The sequence below is a fragment of the Dokdonella soli genome, from assembly GCF_039523175.1.
GTDB classification, from domain to species: domain Bacteria; phylum Pseudomonadota; class Gammaproteobacteria; order Xanthomonadales; family Rhodanobacteraceae; genus Dokdonella_A; species Dokdonella_A soli.
Genome location: NZ_BAAAEU010000002.1, coordinates 25117 through 40535, shown reverse-complemented (window position 1 = coordinate 40535; position 15419 = coordinate 25117). Strand labels below are relative to the sequence as shown.

Genomic DNA, 15419 nt, shown 5'->3' with positions numbered 1-15419 from the left:
TCCGCCGGCGAGCCTGGCTTACGCGTATTTCGGCTCAATCCTACACCTCAGGCAGCCACATCGCTCAACTCACGCGCTTCGCGGCGCACTTCTTCGCAACGATCCAGTGTGATCCGCATGCTCGTGTAGCTGCGCCGGACGCACTCGCCGATATACGCGACCTCGTCCGCGTGAGGCGACGTGCCGAGCAGGGTGCAGACGATCTCGAGCGCTTCCCAAGGGTGCATATCGTCGTAGGCTGCGTGCAGCCGGAGCCAGCGCAGGCTGTGCGCACGGGTCTCCTCGGGAAAACTCTCGCGATACGCGACGCTGTCGTAGATGAGTTGCGACCATTCGCCGGTCGCACCCTCGACCGCGTAGTTCGTGGCTGCGACGCCGGCCGCCAGTGAACCGCGCGCGCTGATGTCCTCGCACCAGTTCGCGAGCGTCTGCATTCCATGCGGCGCTGCACCATTCAACACGTCGGACGTTTCGACACCTGCGCCGTCGGCCCAGTTCAACCAGTACTCCGCGTGGTTCTGCTCGACGCGGATATTGCGTACCAGCCAGCGCCGTGCGAGGTTTTCACCGACGCTGCGCCCGAATCGCGTCTTCAGCAGATTCAGCGACATGTAAGCCGGAAACCGCTCGATGACCGGCCATACGCCCACCATGAAATTGCGCGTCGAGGCCGCATCCAGTCGGCCCTCGCGCATCAACCGCCAGACGTCGTGATCGAGCACGCTCTGCTTTGCATAGGCGCAATCATTGACCATGTCCTGCGCCCATTGCGGATAACTCGTGAGTTCGGTCAGGGAACCGGTGCGTTCAAACTGAATGTTCATGTGAATCTCCTCGAATGGATTTTCGGAACACTGTTTCCACGCGCAGGCTGCCGGCGAGCACCCGCAGCCCATCGCGCTCCGATACGGAGCGCGATGCGGGCACCCTAGACCCAAGTTCGACCGGGAAGGTGGACGAAGCGCACGGCTTTGAGGTCAGGCCCGCTCTATGATTCGCGGGCCTTTTCACCCATGTTTCAGCGAGCCGCAGGAACTGACCGCGATCTCCCATATCGGCGCCGCCGTCATCCTCGGCGCCGTGTTCATGCACCGGCTGCTCGACCGCCCGCAGCGGCTCAGCCAGCCCGAACTGTCCGGCATTCGGAGGCAAGGAGCATCGCTGAATAGCCAGATCGCCGCGCGCTCGGAACAATGGGCAGGCGACCATCGCGAAACCCAAGAGGGACACGGCCCGGACCGACGTGCGCGGGGACGGAATGCCGACCGCATACACCGGCAGATAGACAAGGCACGCCCAGAGAGATTTGCGCACCGAGCGCTGTCTGCGGACGGGTCCTGGCACGCGCGAGGCTTGACGCACGCCGCGTACAGGTCGACCCTTCCCGGCGAACTCTCACCCTGACGGAGGACCTATGAGCTACGTCGACGGTATCGTGGTGCCAGTCCCGAAAGCCAATCTGGCGGTCTATCGCAGCATGGTCCGCAAGGCCGGCAAGATCTGGCGCGAACACGGTGCGCTGCAGTACACCGAATGCGTCGCCGATGACGTGAAGCCCGGCAAAGTGACTTCGTTTCCGCAAGCCGTGAAGCTCAAGCCCGACGAGGTCGTGGTGTTCTCGTGGATCGTCTACAAGTCACGCAGGGACCGCGACCGCATCATGAAGAAAGTCATGTCCGACCCGCGCCTGGCGGACATGATGGACCCGAAGAAACTGCCGTTCGACGGCAAGCGGATGTTCTGGGGCGGCTTCAAGCCGATCGTGGAACTCTAGACCTGAGCATCGGTGTCGCGCAGCCTTCCGGTGATGCCTGCGCGGCACGGTGTTCGCGGGGACCGGATGGCGGGTCAGGTGTGTCTCACCCGCAGGCACAGCTCGCAGTTGAACACGCCGGTCTTCTCGTCCATCTTGAAGTCCTTGCCATAGACCTCGATGGCCTCGCCGTCGATCGCATAACCGCTGTCCGGCAGCCAGCCGGAAACGAAACGGCCCCAGGCACCGGCGATCTCGGCCGCGGTACCGGCGAACATTGCGCAGGCGTAGCGGCCGCCCTTCACCGTTGCGACGCCTATCTCCCCTTGCGGCTTGAAGTCGTCACCGATTTCAATGCAGGCGTCATAGCGCAATTTGTCCGCGGGCGTCACGCCGGGATCGTCGAGGCACAGTCCGTACATGATGCGCGGCGGCGGTATCAGGCCCTGCTCGTGGCACCACGCGGCGAAGCGCCGCCACATCTGCGAGATGCCCGCACTTCCGTACGGTCCGACATGGCGCATGTAGGCGACGCGGGCATCCTTGAAAGTTTTGATTTCGACGTGCATGGGAGAACCTCCGTTGGCGGTGACGTGGCCACGCGGCCACATGTCTCCATCCTCCCGGATCGCCTGCAGCGCGGCTTGATGCTTCTTGCTTTCCGCTTGATGAATCTTGCTGAGCGTTTCGTGACGCAGCGCCGCCCAGCGGGCATGACCGTCGCGGCGCCACGCTGTCGGCGTCATGCCGAAGTACGCGCGAAACGCGCGCGTGAACACTTCCGGCGACGCGAAACCGGTCTCGATTGCGATGCGCGCCGCGGCGGCATCCGGCAATGCGACCAGTCGACCGGCAGCCACCTCGACTCGGCGGCGACGCACACGCTCGGCCAGCGTCTCGCCCGTCAATTCCTTGAACAGGCGATGGAAGTGGAACGGCGAAAAATGCGCGACTGTGGCAAGTGTGTCCAGGTCCAAAGGCTCGGCGAGATGCGCGTCGATGTAGTCGAAGACGCGGTTGATGCGGGCGAGGTATGCGCTGTAGGTACTCACCACGCGATGGTATCGCGCCTGCTCGAGTCATGGGCACGGTCGCCTTCGAACAAATGCTCGGGATCCAGTGCCCATGTCATGCGCCACGCCTTCGCCTCTGCCGACGACGGTGCTTCGCCGCGACAGCCAGGAGCTGCGTTTCTTCTCGACCATCACGACCTTCGGAACACCACGGGACGTGACCATCGACGAGCTGCACATCGAATGCTGCTTTCCGGTGGACGACGCGACGGCAGCGCTGTGCCGTGCGCTCGCGCGCGACGACCCGGGCGCGGACCACGGCCATCGGCAGTGACCCGCGGGCAGTAGATGCGGCGATCTCGTCCGCGACGTATTGCGGCTCACTACTAAACCAAATCCATCGTTCCTGCCATCAGAGGAGGGTGCTGCCCGTCGCATAGCCAGCGTTCGCGATCGCAGGCCCCCGGCTTGAAGCGCTGAACCTCGTGCGTCCCCATGTCTTCGACAGGAATCCATTCTTGAACGCCTTCGCTCCGACCGGAACACCCTCTCCCGCACCTCTCCGCCATCGCAGGAATCATGCGATGGCCAGGCACCGAGTGATGGGGCTCGTGTCCATCCTGTTCACGCTCCTCTTCTGCACGTCCGCTCCCGCACAGACCCCGCAACCACAACCAACCATCACGGCCTTCGTCTCGGTAAATGTGCTGCCGATGGATTCGGACCGCGTGCTGTCCGGCCAGACCGTTCTCGTCGAGAACGGCAAGATCAGCGCGATCGGCCCGAAGCTTGCGGTTCCGAAGAATGCCCGCGTCATCGACGGCCACAGCAGCGCGTTCCTGTCGCCAGGCCTCGCCGACATGCACACGCATGCCGACACGGCCGACGACATGAAGCTCTATCTCGCCAACGGCGTGACCAGTGTGCTCAACATGGGCGAGGCCTCGTACGGATTCATGGCGCAGGTACGGCCGGCGATCAACGAAGGCAAAAAACCGGGACCGCACATCTACGCCAGCTTCCTCGTCGACGGCTCGCCGCGTTACGGCCACTTCACGGTGACCACGCCGGACGAGGCGCGCTCGATCGTTCGTCTGGCCAGGACCAACGGCTACGAATTCATCAAGGTCTACAACAACCTCTCGCCGGAATGTTTCCAGGCGCTCGTCGATGAAGGCAGGCGCCAGCACGTACCCGTCGTCGGCCATGGCGTCACCAGCGTGGGGATCGAACGCCAACTCGATGCGGGCCAGCTCATGGTCGCGCACGCGGAGGAGTTCCTGTACACGTACTTCGCGCACGCGAAGGAAGGACAGACCGACTTCGCAGCCGATCCCGCGCGCATACCCGCCGCGATCGCGCTGATCCAGCGCAACAAGGCATTCGTCACCGCGGACCTCAACACCTACGCGACGATCGCGCGGCAGTGGGGCAAGCCTGATGTCGTCGACGGCTTCCTGCGGCAACCGGAGGTCCGCTATCTCTCGCCCGACCGCCGCATCAAATGGAAGGAAGCCGGTTACGACACGCACAAGGGCGATCTCGGTGCGAACCTCGAGTTCCTGAAACGCTTCACCAAGGACATGAGCGATGCCGGCGTGCCGCTGATCACCGGCACCGACGCGCCCACGATTCCCGGCCTTGCGCCCGGTTATTCGTTGCATGACGATCTTCACGCACTCGAGGACGCTGGCCTCACCCGCTACCAGGCGCTCTCCGCCGCGACCCGCACTCCCGGCGAATTGATCCGTCGTTCCCTGCCCGGTGCCGAGCCGTTCGGCACGATCACACCCGGCAGCCGCGCCGACCTGGTCCTCTCCGCGAAGAACCCGCTCGATGATCTCTCGACCCTTCGCAAACCGCTCGGCGTGATGGCGAAAGGGAACTGGTATGCGGCAGTCGACTTGCAGTCGTTGCTCGACGATATCGCCAGGAAATACGACCAGGCGATTGCGCCCAGGTAGCGGAAGACACCCTGCAGCCATGAACCAGAGTGCCGGTGGCGGCGTCTATGGGGAAACCTCTGTGCGATGACGGAAACGGACGCCCGCTTCCCGCATCAATCGCGACCATCCAGGTAGTACTCGATGACGGCGGATTCCTGACGGCGCATCAATTCGACAATGGTGGCGCGCGCAGAACGTCCCACGCGCTCGCGGAGCGCCGGTTCCTCCGCAAGCCGATCGATCAGATGCATCGCCTCCGTTTCGCTGTGCACGAGGAACCCGTTGTCGCCGTGTTCGATCAATTCCGAGGCGCCGCATTGCTCGGCAAACACGATGACCGGCAATTCCATTGCCATCGCCTCGGTGATCACGGTGCCACACGTTTCGAAGAGCTCGGGGTGTTTGCGATAGAGGAATACGTCCAGGCTCCCGAGGAAGTCCCTAGCGGACTCCGCGCCGACCGCAAGCAGATCGGGCAAGGGCGCCCGATCGTGCGCGAAGGCCGGCGCGATCGCGGTGCCGCCCAGAACCCTGACGCGATGGCCGCGCGCCATGACGGCACGGAAGAACGAAGGATCGTTCGGGTGGAATTTCAGCGGATAGGCTCGGCCATGTCGCCCGATCACAAGACGGCCGGTGGCTACTCGGCGCGAGCGTTCAGGGCGGAACGCATCCATATCGACCGGCGAGTATTCCACGCGACCCGGCAGGCCGACGGTTTGCTGGAAGAGCCCGGACGGGAACGTCAGTTCGACCCGCGGCCGCGACGGATTCGCCTCGATCTGCCGGAGTCGGCTGGCCAGGTTCGCGTACTGCTCAGCGAGGTTGTGACAGATGACGACGCGCTCGAACGGTGACGCTTCCAGCCATGCCTCGCAGGCAAAGTAGGTTCCGACCAGCACGAGGGTGCCGCCTGCCGGCGCATCGCCGGCCGCGATATGCCGCACTGGAAATTCGTTGCGATGACACGGCATGGCCGGTTGCGTCGACCAGAGCGTGACATCGGCGTGTGGTGACAGGCTGCGATACAGGTTCAGCGCGCGTCGCTCGGTCCCACCGATGGTGTCCAGCTTGCAGACGATATGAATAGGACCGGATACGGACGAGCCACGCCCCCGCGCACACGCGTTCAGCCGCGCCAGCGACTCGGTTATCGTCCGGTTCGCCGATTGCCATATCGCCGAGCGGTCGGCCAGATAACGACATTCTTCGAAGGCCGCGGTCGCGTGAGGATCGTCGCTCCCCGTCTCCAGCACCTGCCGCAACAGCGCGAGCGCCGGCTGCAGAAGATGCATGTCCAGATACAGCTCGCCGGCGATTCGTGCGATGCGACCACTGCGCAGGTGCTCGCGATCCAGAAGCGCCAACTGCTCGGCAGCCCTCGTCGCTTCACCGGCCTTGTACAGGAAAAGGGCGTGTTCGAGGATCGTTTCCGCCGTCGGCGCGACAGGCGTTGCGAAACGCTGCTCCTGCGCGGGCTTGCCGCAGCAGTGCTTGTAGCGTTTCGAGCTTCCGCACGGACAAGGCGCCGTCCGCGTGACAGATGCTGGATTCGTGCAAAGCGTGACCTGACTCGAAAGCCCCATTGAAGGTGTCGCCCCCTGTGACGACAACTACGATTTGCGACCGGTGCCCTCACCGCGACTGGCTCGGCCGGTTGCCGGCAATGAGAGTCGGTTCTTCTTGATGCTTCGGGCACTCGGACGAAGTCTATTGCATACCCTCCCCTTGCGCACCCGCCGGCTCAGTAGAAGCGGATGCCCGGCCTCAGCAGAAGTTGGAAGACCAGCAGAAGCAGCAACACAGCGCAGAGCAGCCAGGCGATCGATCCGGCACCCGAACCGCCCTCCTCGGCCTTCACCCCACCGATGCGGCTGGCGCCGGCCTGCATCCACGCGGTCCCGATGAGGGTCACCACCACCGGCAGCACGACCACCTCGACGAGTTCGCGGGGCATGCGGAACGGAACAATCAGCAGGATTGCGAGCAGCGCCGGCAGCGTCGCGGCCCGAAAGAGGAAGCGGGTTCGTGCCCGCGCGCTGGCGATTTGCGTCGTGTCCTCGGCGAGGCTGAGCAGCGCACGCGCCAGCCAGAGCGCAATCGGAGGGATCGCGGCGAGCGCGACTAACGCCGCCACGGTCTTGGCCATCGCGCCGAGGTGGAAGTAATCCATCGCCATGCCGACATCGCTCCCGGAGCTGAGTGCGCCGATGACGACCTGCGGGAGGGCCATGAAGAATCCACAGTACGCCATCCAGATCAGAAACAACCGGACCGCGGTCGAGCAGCCAAGTCCGCGCCGCAAGAGCAGTACGCAGATGATGGCAGTGACGAAAGTCGCCAACGCGCCCGTGCCCTGGAACAGGCTTGCCAGCGGGCTCTCTCCTTCCCAGCTGTGGTTGTTGTGAAAGAGCGTGGGGCGAAGACCTGGCGTGAACGCCTTGGGCAGTACCAGGAAAAACTCCTGGACGAAGAACGTCAGGTTGAAGGCGAGCGTGTAGATCAACGCCGACGTGATCGTCAGCTTCCAGTTCCAGCGCGTGGCGGACTCGACCGTTGCGCCTTCCGACGTGCGGTGCGTGCGGATCAGTCCCGACAGACCAAGGAGCAAGGGACCGGCTACCAGAACCAGCGCTGCAGCGATGCCGATCACCTGCACATGGGTTACGGTTGAATCGGAAGACAATTCGATCATTCCTTCTGCTGCGCGCGGTAGGCCTTTTCAAATGCGGCTTGCGAACTTGCCCGCAAATCGACCAGCCAGCCAGGCTCAGCTTCTACGACGACGTGATCGCTTCCCCGCAGCACATGCACGCGATAGGTCGCGACGACCGGCGCACCGGAACCGGCGTCGCCCGCGACGATGCGGATCTCGTCCACCTCGTCACCGCGCTGCTCCAGGAAGAACCAGCCGAGTGCCTCACCACTTCCGTTGTACTTGCCTGATGGATTGCTGCCCGCGAACATCTGCTTCCCATGAAAGTATGGCCTGGCCCAGATGCTTACCGGCACATCGGTTGTGTAGGCCAGGCGCAGATAGAATTTCTGGTTGCCGGCCAACGTGACGTCGCTTCCTATCGGCCAGGTTTCAACCACCCGCACGGTCGTGTCCGCGTACGCACTGCCGATCAGTGCGAACCATGGGGCGAGAACTGCCAGAACTCTCATTGCCCGCAAGCGCATGCCCGGCTTCCGATGACTGATCCTGCCAGCAAGCATACGCGATGCTGTCCGACGTTCGCCTCAGCGTCCTCCAATTCTTTCGCGCGCCTCTGACCCACCCCTCCAACGATCGGGTGAGGCAGTGGCCCATCCGTTAGTGGTGCGAGTGGCCCTGTCACGCGCGCACGGTGGCGCGCAAGACTCGGATGGATCGGCCGGAGAGCATCCGTCGATGATGCGCCCCTCCGTTTCGACTGCCCGGGTCTTTCAATGCGAGCCAAGGTTCTTGTTGCCGTTCTCACGATTGCGTGCCTGCCGGGTATCGCGCCCGCGCATGCCGATGAAGCACCCAACTTGTTCTACGGCTACGTGCAGTTGATGAACAACTACATCGGCCGCGGCCTGTCCCAGAGTGTCGGCAAGCCGTCGCTGCAGGCGGAAATCGACGTGAACCCGGGCAGCGGTCTCTATGGCAACCTGAGCGCGGTCCATATCGGCTGGATCGACAAGGTCTATCCGGGTGACAGCGTCCACATCGAGGTCGATGGCGTCATCGGCTGGCGCGAGAAGTTCGGGCGCAGCGGCGAAATGAAGTTCGGCGTGCTGCAGATGCAGTTTCCCGGCCGCTACAAATTGCAGTCGCCGCCCGTGCAGCGCCCCGACACCACCGAGGTGTTCGGCTACATCGGCTGGAATGGCGTCAGTGCGCGGCTCAACTACGACGTCACCGATTCGTTCGCCACGCCGGACTCGCGCGGCTCCTGGTACCTCGACACGAATGCGAACTGGCCTTTCGCCGACTCTTGGAATCTCGGCGCGCACCTCGGCCGCCGGCAATCGCGCGGCAGGAATCCGCTGACCGGAGCGGACAATGCGAAGCAGTTCTCCTACACCGACTACAAACTGTCCATAGCCCGGGGCTTCGGCCTCGGCACAAGCCTCACGCTGGCTTACAGCTGGACGACGGCCGACCCCGCGATCTACACACTGAATGGCTACAACGTCGGCGGGCGCCATGTATCGGTGGTACTGGAGAAAGACTTCTAGGGAACCTCTGAACAAGCCGTCATCCCGGCGAAAGCCGGGATCCAGCTCTACGGCAACTCGTTGAAAAACTGGATTCCGGCCTTCGCCGGAATGACTAGCTCTGACTTGTTCACACCTTCCCTAGAAGGAGCCTTCTTTCCTGTCAGGTCAGCGCGAACGTGACGGCGAATTCCACCGCGCGATACACAAAGAGATTGACGGCCAGGACAGCCGCCAGCACGCCTACCCCGGCAGCGATCGAGCCGATCCATCCCACGGCATAGGCGCGCCGCACGGCGAGGACCGTATAGGTCGGCAACAGCAAGCGAAGGAACCAGTCCAGCGCCGTTCCGGACGGCACCCACGCTGCCGGCAATGCGACGTTCATCAACGCATGGATCTGCATGGTCAGCTGCAACGAGAGCAGCGTGAATGCGAGGAAATGCAGCGCGAACACAAAATGCTCCGCGAAGTAACGATGCTGGCGCGCGAACAACAACATCAGGACCAGCGCCACAAACGGCACGTGGAGGATGATGAGCGCCTTGCTGACGTCGTCCGCCTTCGCATCGTAGGCAACGCGATAGTCGTGGTAGCTGTAGCCGCTCGCGCCGTGCGAGGCCTTGCGCGCCGCGGCGTCGCGGGCGCGCACGCGCGCGTCGATCCAGCCCATCGTGAAGGGCGTATGAGCCTGCCCGGTCGAGGCGAGCTGCGCTTCGCTCAGCTTTTCGTCCGGCCCGCTGGCCAGCGCCTCGACTCGGCCGGATACCTGCCGGTTGAACTGCAATGCCAGGTCACCCCCGTGCAGCGGCGCCAGGAAATACACGACGTTCACGGCAAGGAATAACGTGATCGGTGCGATCCAGTGCGCGCGGCGACCGATGAAGTATTCGCGCGACAGCAGGCCGGGCTGGAACAGCAGCGCACGCAGGCTGCGCCAGATGCGACCGTCGAGATCGGTCGCACTCGCCAGGAACTGATGCATCAGATGGCCGAAGCGGCGATCGCTTTCGACGAAGCGTTTCTGTCCGCAGGCCTGGCAGAACTCGCCCGCCAGTGTCGCACCGCAGTTCGTGCAGATGGCCACTCTGTACATCTCCCTACGCGAAATCCGGGAAGTCTATCGCGTCGCAGAATCCGGGCCTTGCGGCAAGGTGCGCATTCCGACGACCTTGATGTGTGATTTCGATCCTGCAGCTGCTGCTGGGAAGGTTGAATTCTAAAAATGACTTAGCGGCTACGGCTGTTCGCCACGATCCGATCAGGTTTCCCGCAATCGTTGATATCGGCGACGGCGACGGAATGGGGACCGGCTCCCGCGGCGAAGGTCTGCTGGGCGGCAAAGCTCAGCGGCGGCGCCGAGCGCGGTGGTATTGAGCAGCACCGAGACGGTGTTGCCGCCGTCGTTCGCGACGATCAGGTCGGGTTGGCCGTCGCCATTGATGCCCCGAGTTCGCTTGTACAACTCCGCAACACATCAGCTTTGGCGCGGAGGCAAAATCCCGCGGATGCGACAAAGCCAACATCAAACTGGCACACCTGCGCGAACCCACGCCACGCCGCTCTGCGCACATCGCGGCGGCATCACGCACACAGGCATGTGGGTGCGTGATGCCCGCCGGAACGCGGAGTGCTTGGATAGCTATTCGAATCCGTTCGCGAAGATGTAGTCGTGCACGATCGTGCCGGTGGCCGGGCTGCCTGCGAATACCGCTTGATACTGGGTATTAAGCAGCACCGAGACGGTGTTGTCGCTGAGGCTCGCCACGATCAGATCCGATTTCCCGTCGCCGTTGACATCGGCGGCGGTGACGGAAGCGGGAGCTGCTCCCGTGGCGAAGGTCTGCTGCGCGGCAAAGCTCGGCGTGGTGGCGCCGGGCGAGGTCGTATTGAGGAACACCGAGACGGTGTTGTCGTTGGCGTTCGCCACGATCAGATCCGGCTTGCCGTCGCCGTTAACATCGGCGGCAGTGACGGAAGTGGGAGCCGTTCCCGTGACGAAGGCCTGTTGGGCGGCAAAGCTCGGCGTGGCGGCGCCGGGCGCGGTCGTGTTGAGCAGCACTGAGAGGGTGTTGTCGTTGGCGTTCGCCACGATCAGATCCGGCTTGCCGTCGCCGTTGACATCGGCGGCAGTGACGGAAGTGGGAGCCGTTCCCGTGACGAAGGCCTGTTGGGCGGCAAAGCTCGGCGTGGCGGCGCCGGGCGCGGTCGTGTTGAGCAGCACCGAGACCGCGTTGCCGCTGTAGTTCGCCACGATCAGGTCGGGTTTCCCATCGCCGTTGACATCGGCGGCAGTGACGGACGAGGGACCAAATCCCGTGGCAAAGGTCTGCTGGGCGGCAAAGCTGGGCGTGGCGGCGCCGGGCGCGGTCGTGTTGAGCAGCACCGAGACGTTGCTGCTGAAGTAGTTCGCCACGATCAGATCCGGTTTCCCATCGCCGTTGATATCGGCGGCGGTGACGGATTCGGGATTCGTTCCGGTGACGAAGGTCTGCTGGGCGGCAAAGCTCGGCATGGCGGCGCCGGGCGCGGTCGTGTTGAGCATCACTGAGACCGTGTTGCTGAGGCGGTTCGCCACGATCAGATCAGGTTTCCCGTCGCCATTGACATCGGCGGCGGTGACGGAATACGGACCCGATCCCGTGCTGAAAGTCTGCTGGGCGGCGAAGCTCGGCGTGGCGGCGCCGGGCGCGGTCGTGTTGAGCAGCACCGAGACGTTGCTGCTGAAGTAGTCCGCCACGATCAAGTCGGGCTTGCCGTCGCCGTTGACATCGGCGGCAGTGACGGAATACGGACCCGATCCCGTGCTGAAAGTCTGCTGGGCGGCGAAGCTCGGCGTGGCGGCGCCGGGCGCGGTGCTGTTGAGCAGCACCGAGACGATGTTGGAGATCACGTTCGCCACGATCAGATCGGGCTGGCCATCGCCGTTGACATCGGCGGCGGTGACGGAAAAGGGACCACTTCCCGTGGCAAAGGTCTGCTGGGTGGCAAAGCTCGGCGTGGCGGCGCCGGGCGCGGTGGTGTTGAGCAGCACCGAGGCGGTGTTGTCGCCGTAGTTCGCCACGATGAGATCGGGCTTGCCGTCGCCGTTGACATCAGCCGCGGTGACGGAAAAGGGACCACGTCCCGTGGCAAAGGTCTGCTGGGTGGCAAAGCTCGGCGTCGTGGCGCCGGGCGCGGTGGTGTTGAGCAGCACCGAGGCGGTGTTGTCGTCGTAGTTCGCCACGATGAGATCGGGCTTACCGTCGCCGTTGACATCAGCCGCGGTGACGGAAAAGGGACTCAATCCCGTGGCGAAGGTCTGCTGGGTGACAAAGCTCGGCGTGGCGGCGCCGGGCGCGGTGGTGTCGAGCAGCACCGAGACGGTGTTGCTGTCTCTGTTGGCCACGATCAGATCAGGTTTGCCGTCGCCGTTGACGTCGGCGGCGGTGACGGAAGTGGGATACGTTCCTGTCGCAAAGGCCTGCTGGGCGGCAAAGCTCGACGTGGCGGCGCCGGGCGCGGTGGTGTTGAGCAGCACCGAGACAGTGTTGCTGAGTCGGTTCGCCACGATCAGATCCGGTTTGCCGTCGCCGTTGACATCGGCCGCGGTGACGGAAACGGGCCCAATTCCCGTGGCGAAGGTCTGCTGCGTGGCAAAGCTCGGCGTGGCAGCGCCGGGCGCGGTGGTGTTGAGCAGCACCGAGACGGTGTTGCTGTCTCTGTTGGCCACGATCAGATCGGGCTTGCCGTCGCCGTTGAGATCGGCGGCGGTGACGGAATACGGACTCGATCCGGTGGCGAAGGTCTGCTGCGTGGCAAAGCTCGACGTGGCGGCGCCGGGCGCGGAAGTGTTGAGCAGCACCGAGACGGTGTTGTCGTTGACGTTCGCCACGATCAGATCCGGTTTGCCGTCGCCATTGAGATCGGCGGCGGTGACAGAAGAGGGATTCGATCCCGTAGCAAAGGTCTGCTGAGTGGCGGCGCTGAACGCCGGCCCGATACCCGTTGCACTATCGAGCTGCAACTGGAACGTGCGGTTCGCGCCGCTGCCGGTTTGGGGGCTGAGCGTGACCGGAATCATCGCACTGCCCGCACCGGCGGGAACTGTGATCGTGCCGGAGGCTGCCGAATAATCCGTGCCGGCGAGCGCCGTGCCGTCCAGTGTGTGGTAGTTCAGCACGGCCTCGTAAGCCAGGTCGCCGCTGCGCGTCACCGGAAACAACATCGTGACGGGCGTGCTGCTGCTGCCTTTGCTGGCGTTCGCCACCGTGAGCGTCGTGGTGTCGGCGTGGGCCGACGCGGCCAGGCACAATGCCAAGGCACCCAAGAACGATACCGGGCGAGGCGTTATCCAGTGACGCCGGTTCAAAGCGCTCGTTGACATGGTGTTCCTTCGGGTCGAGGTGAGTCGGATGCGCAACACAATCGGATGCACCATAGAAAGGACCGAGGGTTTCAGCAAGAGCCATGCCACTGATGAATGGCCGCACGCCTTCGGGGCGCCCATCGATCGCGGTCGTTGCACCCCTGCTCGCTTGATCAGATCCCGCCGATCTCCATGCCCTGCGCCTAGCCCGCATGCGCCTGCGTATGAGGATCACCTCCGATGGCGCGCGCTCGCCAAAACGCGCCAAGCTCAAGCCGGCCCAAGCCTGTGGGGAGAGCATCGGGTTGCATCGCGCGGTCTCGACGACGTCAGCGACTCGACCTCTGCTCCGCGAGCGGATCGAGCGATGTCAGCATCGGCCAATCGCAGCATCGGAAACGTGGCCGATTGACGCAACGCGTGCCGAGAGACTGGCGCCGTTCGTGCTTCGATACCTCAGCACGAACGGATGAGAGGCTTGACGAACGTGAGCAAGGCAAGCCTTGCGAGTCGCTCGGAATGTCCGGCTGTTCTCTTCTCGGCCGCTTGAGCGGCTCCTTTACTAAGGCCCCCGGCTTTGCCGGGCATACTTACCCGACGCCGTCCGCAAGGCGCTTCACCGCGAGCAACGGAATGTCGGTGCGAAACGCGTATCCGATGCGCTCGTACAGCGATTTCGCGCGCGCATTCTCGTGACTCACGTGCAGGAAGGCCAGGCGTCCGCTGTCGAGGATGTCGTTGGTCAGCATCGCGACCAAGCGTTGGGCGTAGCCGCGACCCGTGTAGTCGGGATGCGTGCAGACCGCGCTGATTTCCTGATGACCGTCGAAGCGCATCCGCTCGCCAATCATCGCCGCCAGCGTATCGCCGTCATAGATGCCGAAATAGCGGCCCATTTCGATCGTGAGTGGTCGGAAATAGTGGGGATATACGAGTGCGGTCAATGCGAGCATGTCCGCGAGATGGATCCAGGACAACTCGATGATGGCGGGGCCGTCGACGACCTCCAGCCGCGAACGGCAGGTCATCTGCGCGATGGCGACCGACTGCTCGACGCTCCAGACCGCCGACAGCGGCGGCGCCAGGCCGACGAAGCAGACCGATTCACCCGCCGCCACCAGACTCGCGGCTTGTTCCTCGGCCTGCGTATCACTGGCCCCGACCGCGACGAACGGCGCCACATCCGCCGGATAGCGTCCCGCGCTTCCGGCCATGCGCGCCAACACGGCGTGGTCGCTGTTCAACGAGGCCCAGACCGGATTGTCGAGAGGATGTGGCGTCATCGCGTGTGAGGATGTCTGCTTGATCATCGGCACGTGGAGCCAGTTCACCGCATGCCTGCGAAACCCCATCCTACCGGGATGAAGCGGAATCCGGAAAGGCGCTCCGACCTTCGCCTCTCAAGACCCTGATCAATGCGCTACGCCGATTGGCGCGAACGTCAACCCACCTTGCTCGTCAGGCCCGAATACGATCTTCCGGGACCTGACGAGCAGGGACTCTACGGAACCCGCTTGAATTCCATGATCCAATTCGTTTCCCATGTCTTTCCGGCATCGGGTGAATAGGCCTGTTCCCAGCGAGCGGATGTGGGTGTGATTTGCGACCAGATGAAGCGCACGCGGACCGGCTTGCCCCGGAGCGTGTCGTTGGCGTAGAAGGTGCCGACGCCGTTCTCGAAGTGCCCCTTGACCGGCGGATCGAGCTCGCCGAAAGGATTGCGCCCGTCGAGCCACCAGATCGCCCATTGCCCGGTTTTCGGATCGTACGAGCGCAGCCCGACGCCACGATAGGTGCCACCCGGCACGTTGAATACGTTGTCATCCACGTTGGCCCAGCCGTCCATCAGCTTGCGCATGCTGAGCGTGCCCTCGAATTCCACCCATTCATGGCTATTGGCCAGGCGCTCCTTCAGCTTGCGGTGATGGCCATGCCATTCACCGACGAGAAAATCGAAATCGTGCAAGCCAGTGAGGTTGGGCGCAGCTTGCGCGGTCTGTGGAACATCCTGGGATGCGTATGCAGGAGTCACTGAGCCCATGACAGCGGCCACGATGATGGCAACGAGCGCGACGCGGAAACTATTCACGTGATGGTCCTCCTCGGGTTGTCCAGGCGTCATCTTGCCGCTGAAAACATGTCAACTGATGTCATGTATTTTTGATAGCATC

Annotated in this window: 14 protein-coding genes and 1 pseudogene; 4 read left to right on the top strand and 11 right to left on the bottom strand. The window is 63.6% G+C overall.

Features of this window, described 5'->3' with window-relative positions; all coding sequences use genetic code 11:
- Nucleotides 1-47 precede the first annotated feature (47 nt).
- Nucleotides 48-824, bottom strand: a complete 777-nt coding sequence (locus ABD002_RS02495; protein ID WP_343786810.1) for an iron-containing redox enzyme family protein — start codon at nucleotides 822-824, stop codon at nucleotides 48-50.
- The gene (locus ABD002_RS02490) at nucleotides 808-1314 is read right to left on the bottom strand and encodes a hypothetical protein (RefSeq protein ID WP_343786808.1); all 507 of its coding nucleotides are present in this window, start codon (nucleotides 1312-1314) and stop codon (nucleotides 808-810) included. The genes ABD002_RS02495 and ABD002_RS02490 overlap by 17 nt, the downstream gene beginning before the upstream one ends.
- 100 nt (nucleotides 1315-1414) lie before the next feature.
- Between ABD002_RS02490 and ABD002_RS02485 the strand changes: the two genes are divergently transcribed.
- Nucleotides 1415-1774, top strand: a complete 360-nt coding sequence (locus tag ABD002_RS02485; protein WP_343786806.1) for a DUF1428 domain-containing protein — start codon at nucleotides 1415-1417, stop codon at nucleotides 1772-1774.
- A 74-nt stretch (nucleotides 1775-1848) separates the two neighbouring features.
- Here the strand turns inward: ABD002_RS02485 and ABD002_RS02480 are convergent, their stop codons facing one another.
- Nucleotides 1849-2805: an AraC family transcriptional regulator gene (locus ABD002_RS02480; RefSeq protein WP_343786804.1), complete on the bottom strand. Its 957-nt coding sequence runs from the start codon at nucleotides 2803-2805 to the stop codon at nucleotides 1849-1851.
- Nucleotides 2806-2878: 73 nt separating this feature from the next.
- Between ABD002_RS02480 and ABD002_RS02475 the strand changes: the two genes are divergently transcribed.
- A complete protein-coding gene (locus tag ABD002_RS02475; RefSeq protein WP_343786802.1) occupies nucleotides 2879-3100 on the top strand; it encodes a hypothetical protein in 222 nt (73 codons plus the stop codon).
- Between the two features lie 250 nt (nucleotides 3101-3350).
- Nucleotides 3351-4730 (top strand): amidohydrolase family protein, encoded by a 1380-nt coding sequence (locus ABD002_RS02470; RefSeq protein WP_343786801.1) that lies wholly within the window; start codon nucleotides 3351-3353, stop codon nucleotides 4728-4730.
- A gap of 95 nt (nucleotides 4731-4825) precedes the next feature.
- Here the strand turns inward: ABD002_RS02470 and ABD002_RS02465 are convergent, their stop codons facing one another.
- The 4 genes and pseudogenes from ABD002_RS02465 to ABD002_RS02455 form a co-directional block, all read right to left on the bottom strand.
- On the bottom strand, nucleotides 4826-5968 hold the full coding sequence (locus tag ABD002_RS02465; protein ID WP_343787054.1) for a glycosyltransferase: 1143 nt from the start codon (nucleotides 5966-5968) through the stop codon (nucleotides 4826-4828).
- A gap of 222 nt (nucleotides 5969-6190) precedes the next feature.
- Nucleotides 6191-6298, bottom strand: a pseudogene (locus ABD002_RS19615) (SEC-C metal-binding domain-containing protein); the annotation flags it as partial.
- A 158-nt stretch (nucleotides 6299-6456) separates the two neighbouring features.
- The gene (locus ABD002_RS02460) at nucleotides 6457-7407 is read right to left on the bottom strand and encodes a hypothetical protein (protein WP_343786799.1); all 951 of its coding nucleotides are present in this window, start codon (nucleotides 7405-7407) and stop codon (nucleotides 6457-6459) included.
- Nucleotides 7404-7895: a hypothetical protein gene (locus ABD002_RS02455; protein ID WP_343786797.1), complete on the bottom strand. Its 492-nt coding sequence runs from the start codon at nucleotides 7893-7895 to the stop codon at nucleotides 7404-7406. The genes ABD002_RS02460 and ABD002_RS02455 overlap by 4 nt, the downstream gene beginning before the upstream one ends.
- 249 nt (nucleotides 7896-8144) lie before the next feature.
- On the opposite strand from ABD002_RS02455, the gene ABD002_RS02450 reads away from it, so the two are divergent.
- Nucleotides 8145-8921, top strand: a complete 777-nt coding sequence (locus tag ABD002_RS02450) for a TorF family putative porin (protein WP_343786794.1) — start codon at nucleotides 8145-8147, stop codon at nucleotides 8919-8921.
- A gap of 142 nt (nucleotides 8922-9063) precedes the next feature.
- On the opposite strand, the gene ABD002_RS02445 is transcribed toward ABD002_RS02450, so the two are convergent.
- The 4 genes from ABD002_RS02445 to ABD002_RS02430 form a co-directional block, all read right to left on the bottom strand.
- A complete protein-coding gene (locus tag ABD002_RS02445; protein WP_343786792.1) occupies nucleotides 9064-9987 on the bottom strand; it encodes a DUF3667 domain-containing protein in 924 nt (307 codons plus the stop codon).
- 555 nt (nucleotides 9988-10542) lie between these two features.
- Nucleotides 10543-13266, bottom strand: coding sequence for a beta strand repeat-containing protein (locus ABD002_RS02440; RefSeq protein WP_343786790.1), 2724 nt, complete (start codon nucleotides 13264-13266; stop codon nucleotides 10543-10545).
- A gap of 572 nt (nucleotides 13267-13838) precedes the next feature.
- The gene (locus ABD002_RS02435; protein WP_343786789.1) at nucleotides 13839-14531 is read right to left on the bottom strand and encodes a GNAT family N-acetyltransferase; all 693 of its coding nucleotides are present in this window, start codon (nucleotides 14529-14531) and stop codon (nucleotides 13839-13841) included.
- Nucleotides 14532-14749: 218 nt separating this feature from the next.
- Complete coding sequence (locus ABD002_RS02430; RefSeq protein ID WP_343786787.1) at nucleotides 14750-15301, bottom strand: hypothetical protein; 552 nt, start codon at nucleotides 15299-15301, stop codon at nucleotides 14750-14752.
- Nucleotides 15302-15419 lie beyond the last annotated feature (118 nt).

Bases quoted from the DNA above. Each gene is read 5' to 3' on its own strand.
- ABD002_RS02440 (WP_343786790.1), bottom strand. From the start codon at position 13,266: ATGTCAACGAGCGCTTTGAACCGGCGTCACTGGATAACGCCTCGCCCG.
- ABD002_RS02495 (WP_343786810.1), bottom strand. From the start codon at position 824: ATGAACATTCAGTTTGAACGCACCGGTTCCCTGACCGAACTCACGAGT.
- ABD002_RS02435 (WP_343786789.1), bottom strand. From the start codon at position 14,531: ATGACGCCACATCCTCTCGACAATCCGGTCTGGGCCTCGTTGAACAGC.
- ABD002_RS02450 (WP_343786794.1), top strand. From the start codon at position 8,145: ATGCGAGCCAAGGTTCTTGTTGCCGTTCTCACGATTGCGTGCCTGCCG.
- ABD002_RS02455 (WP_343786797.1), bottom strand. From the start codon at position 7,895: ATGCGCTTGCGGGCAATGAGAGTTCTGGCAGTTCTCGCCCCATGGTTC.
- ABD002_RS02460 (WP_343786799.1), bottom strand. From the start codon at position 7,407: ATGATCGAATTGTCTTCCGATTCAACCGTAACCCATGTGCAGGTGATC.
- ABD002_RS02485 (WP_343786806.1), top strand. From the start codon at position 1,415: ATGAGCTACGTCGACGGTATCGTGGTGCCAGTCCCGAAAGCCAATCTG.
- ABD002_RS02475 (WP_343786802.1), top strand. From the start codon at position 2,879: ATGTCATGCGCCACGCCTTCGCCTCTGCCGACGACGGTGCTTCGCCGC.
- ABD002_RS02470 (WP_343786801.1), top strand. From the start codon at position 3,351: ATGGCCAGGCACCGAGTGATGGGGCTCGTGTCCATCCTGTTCACGCTC.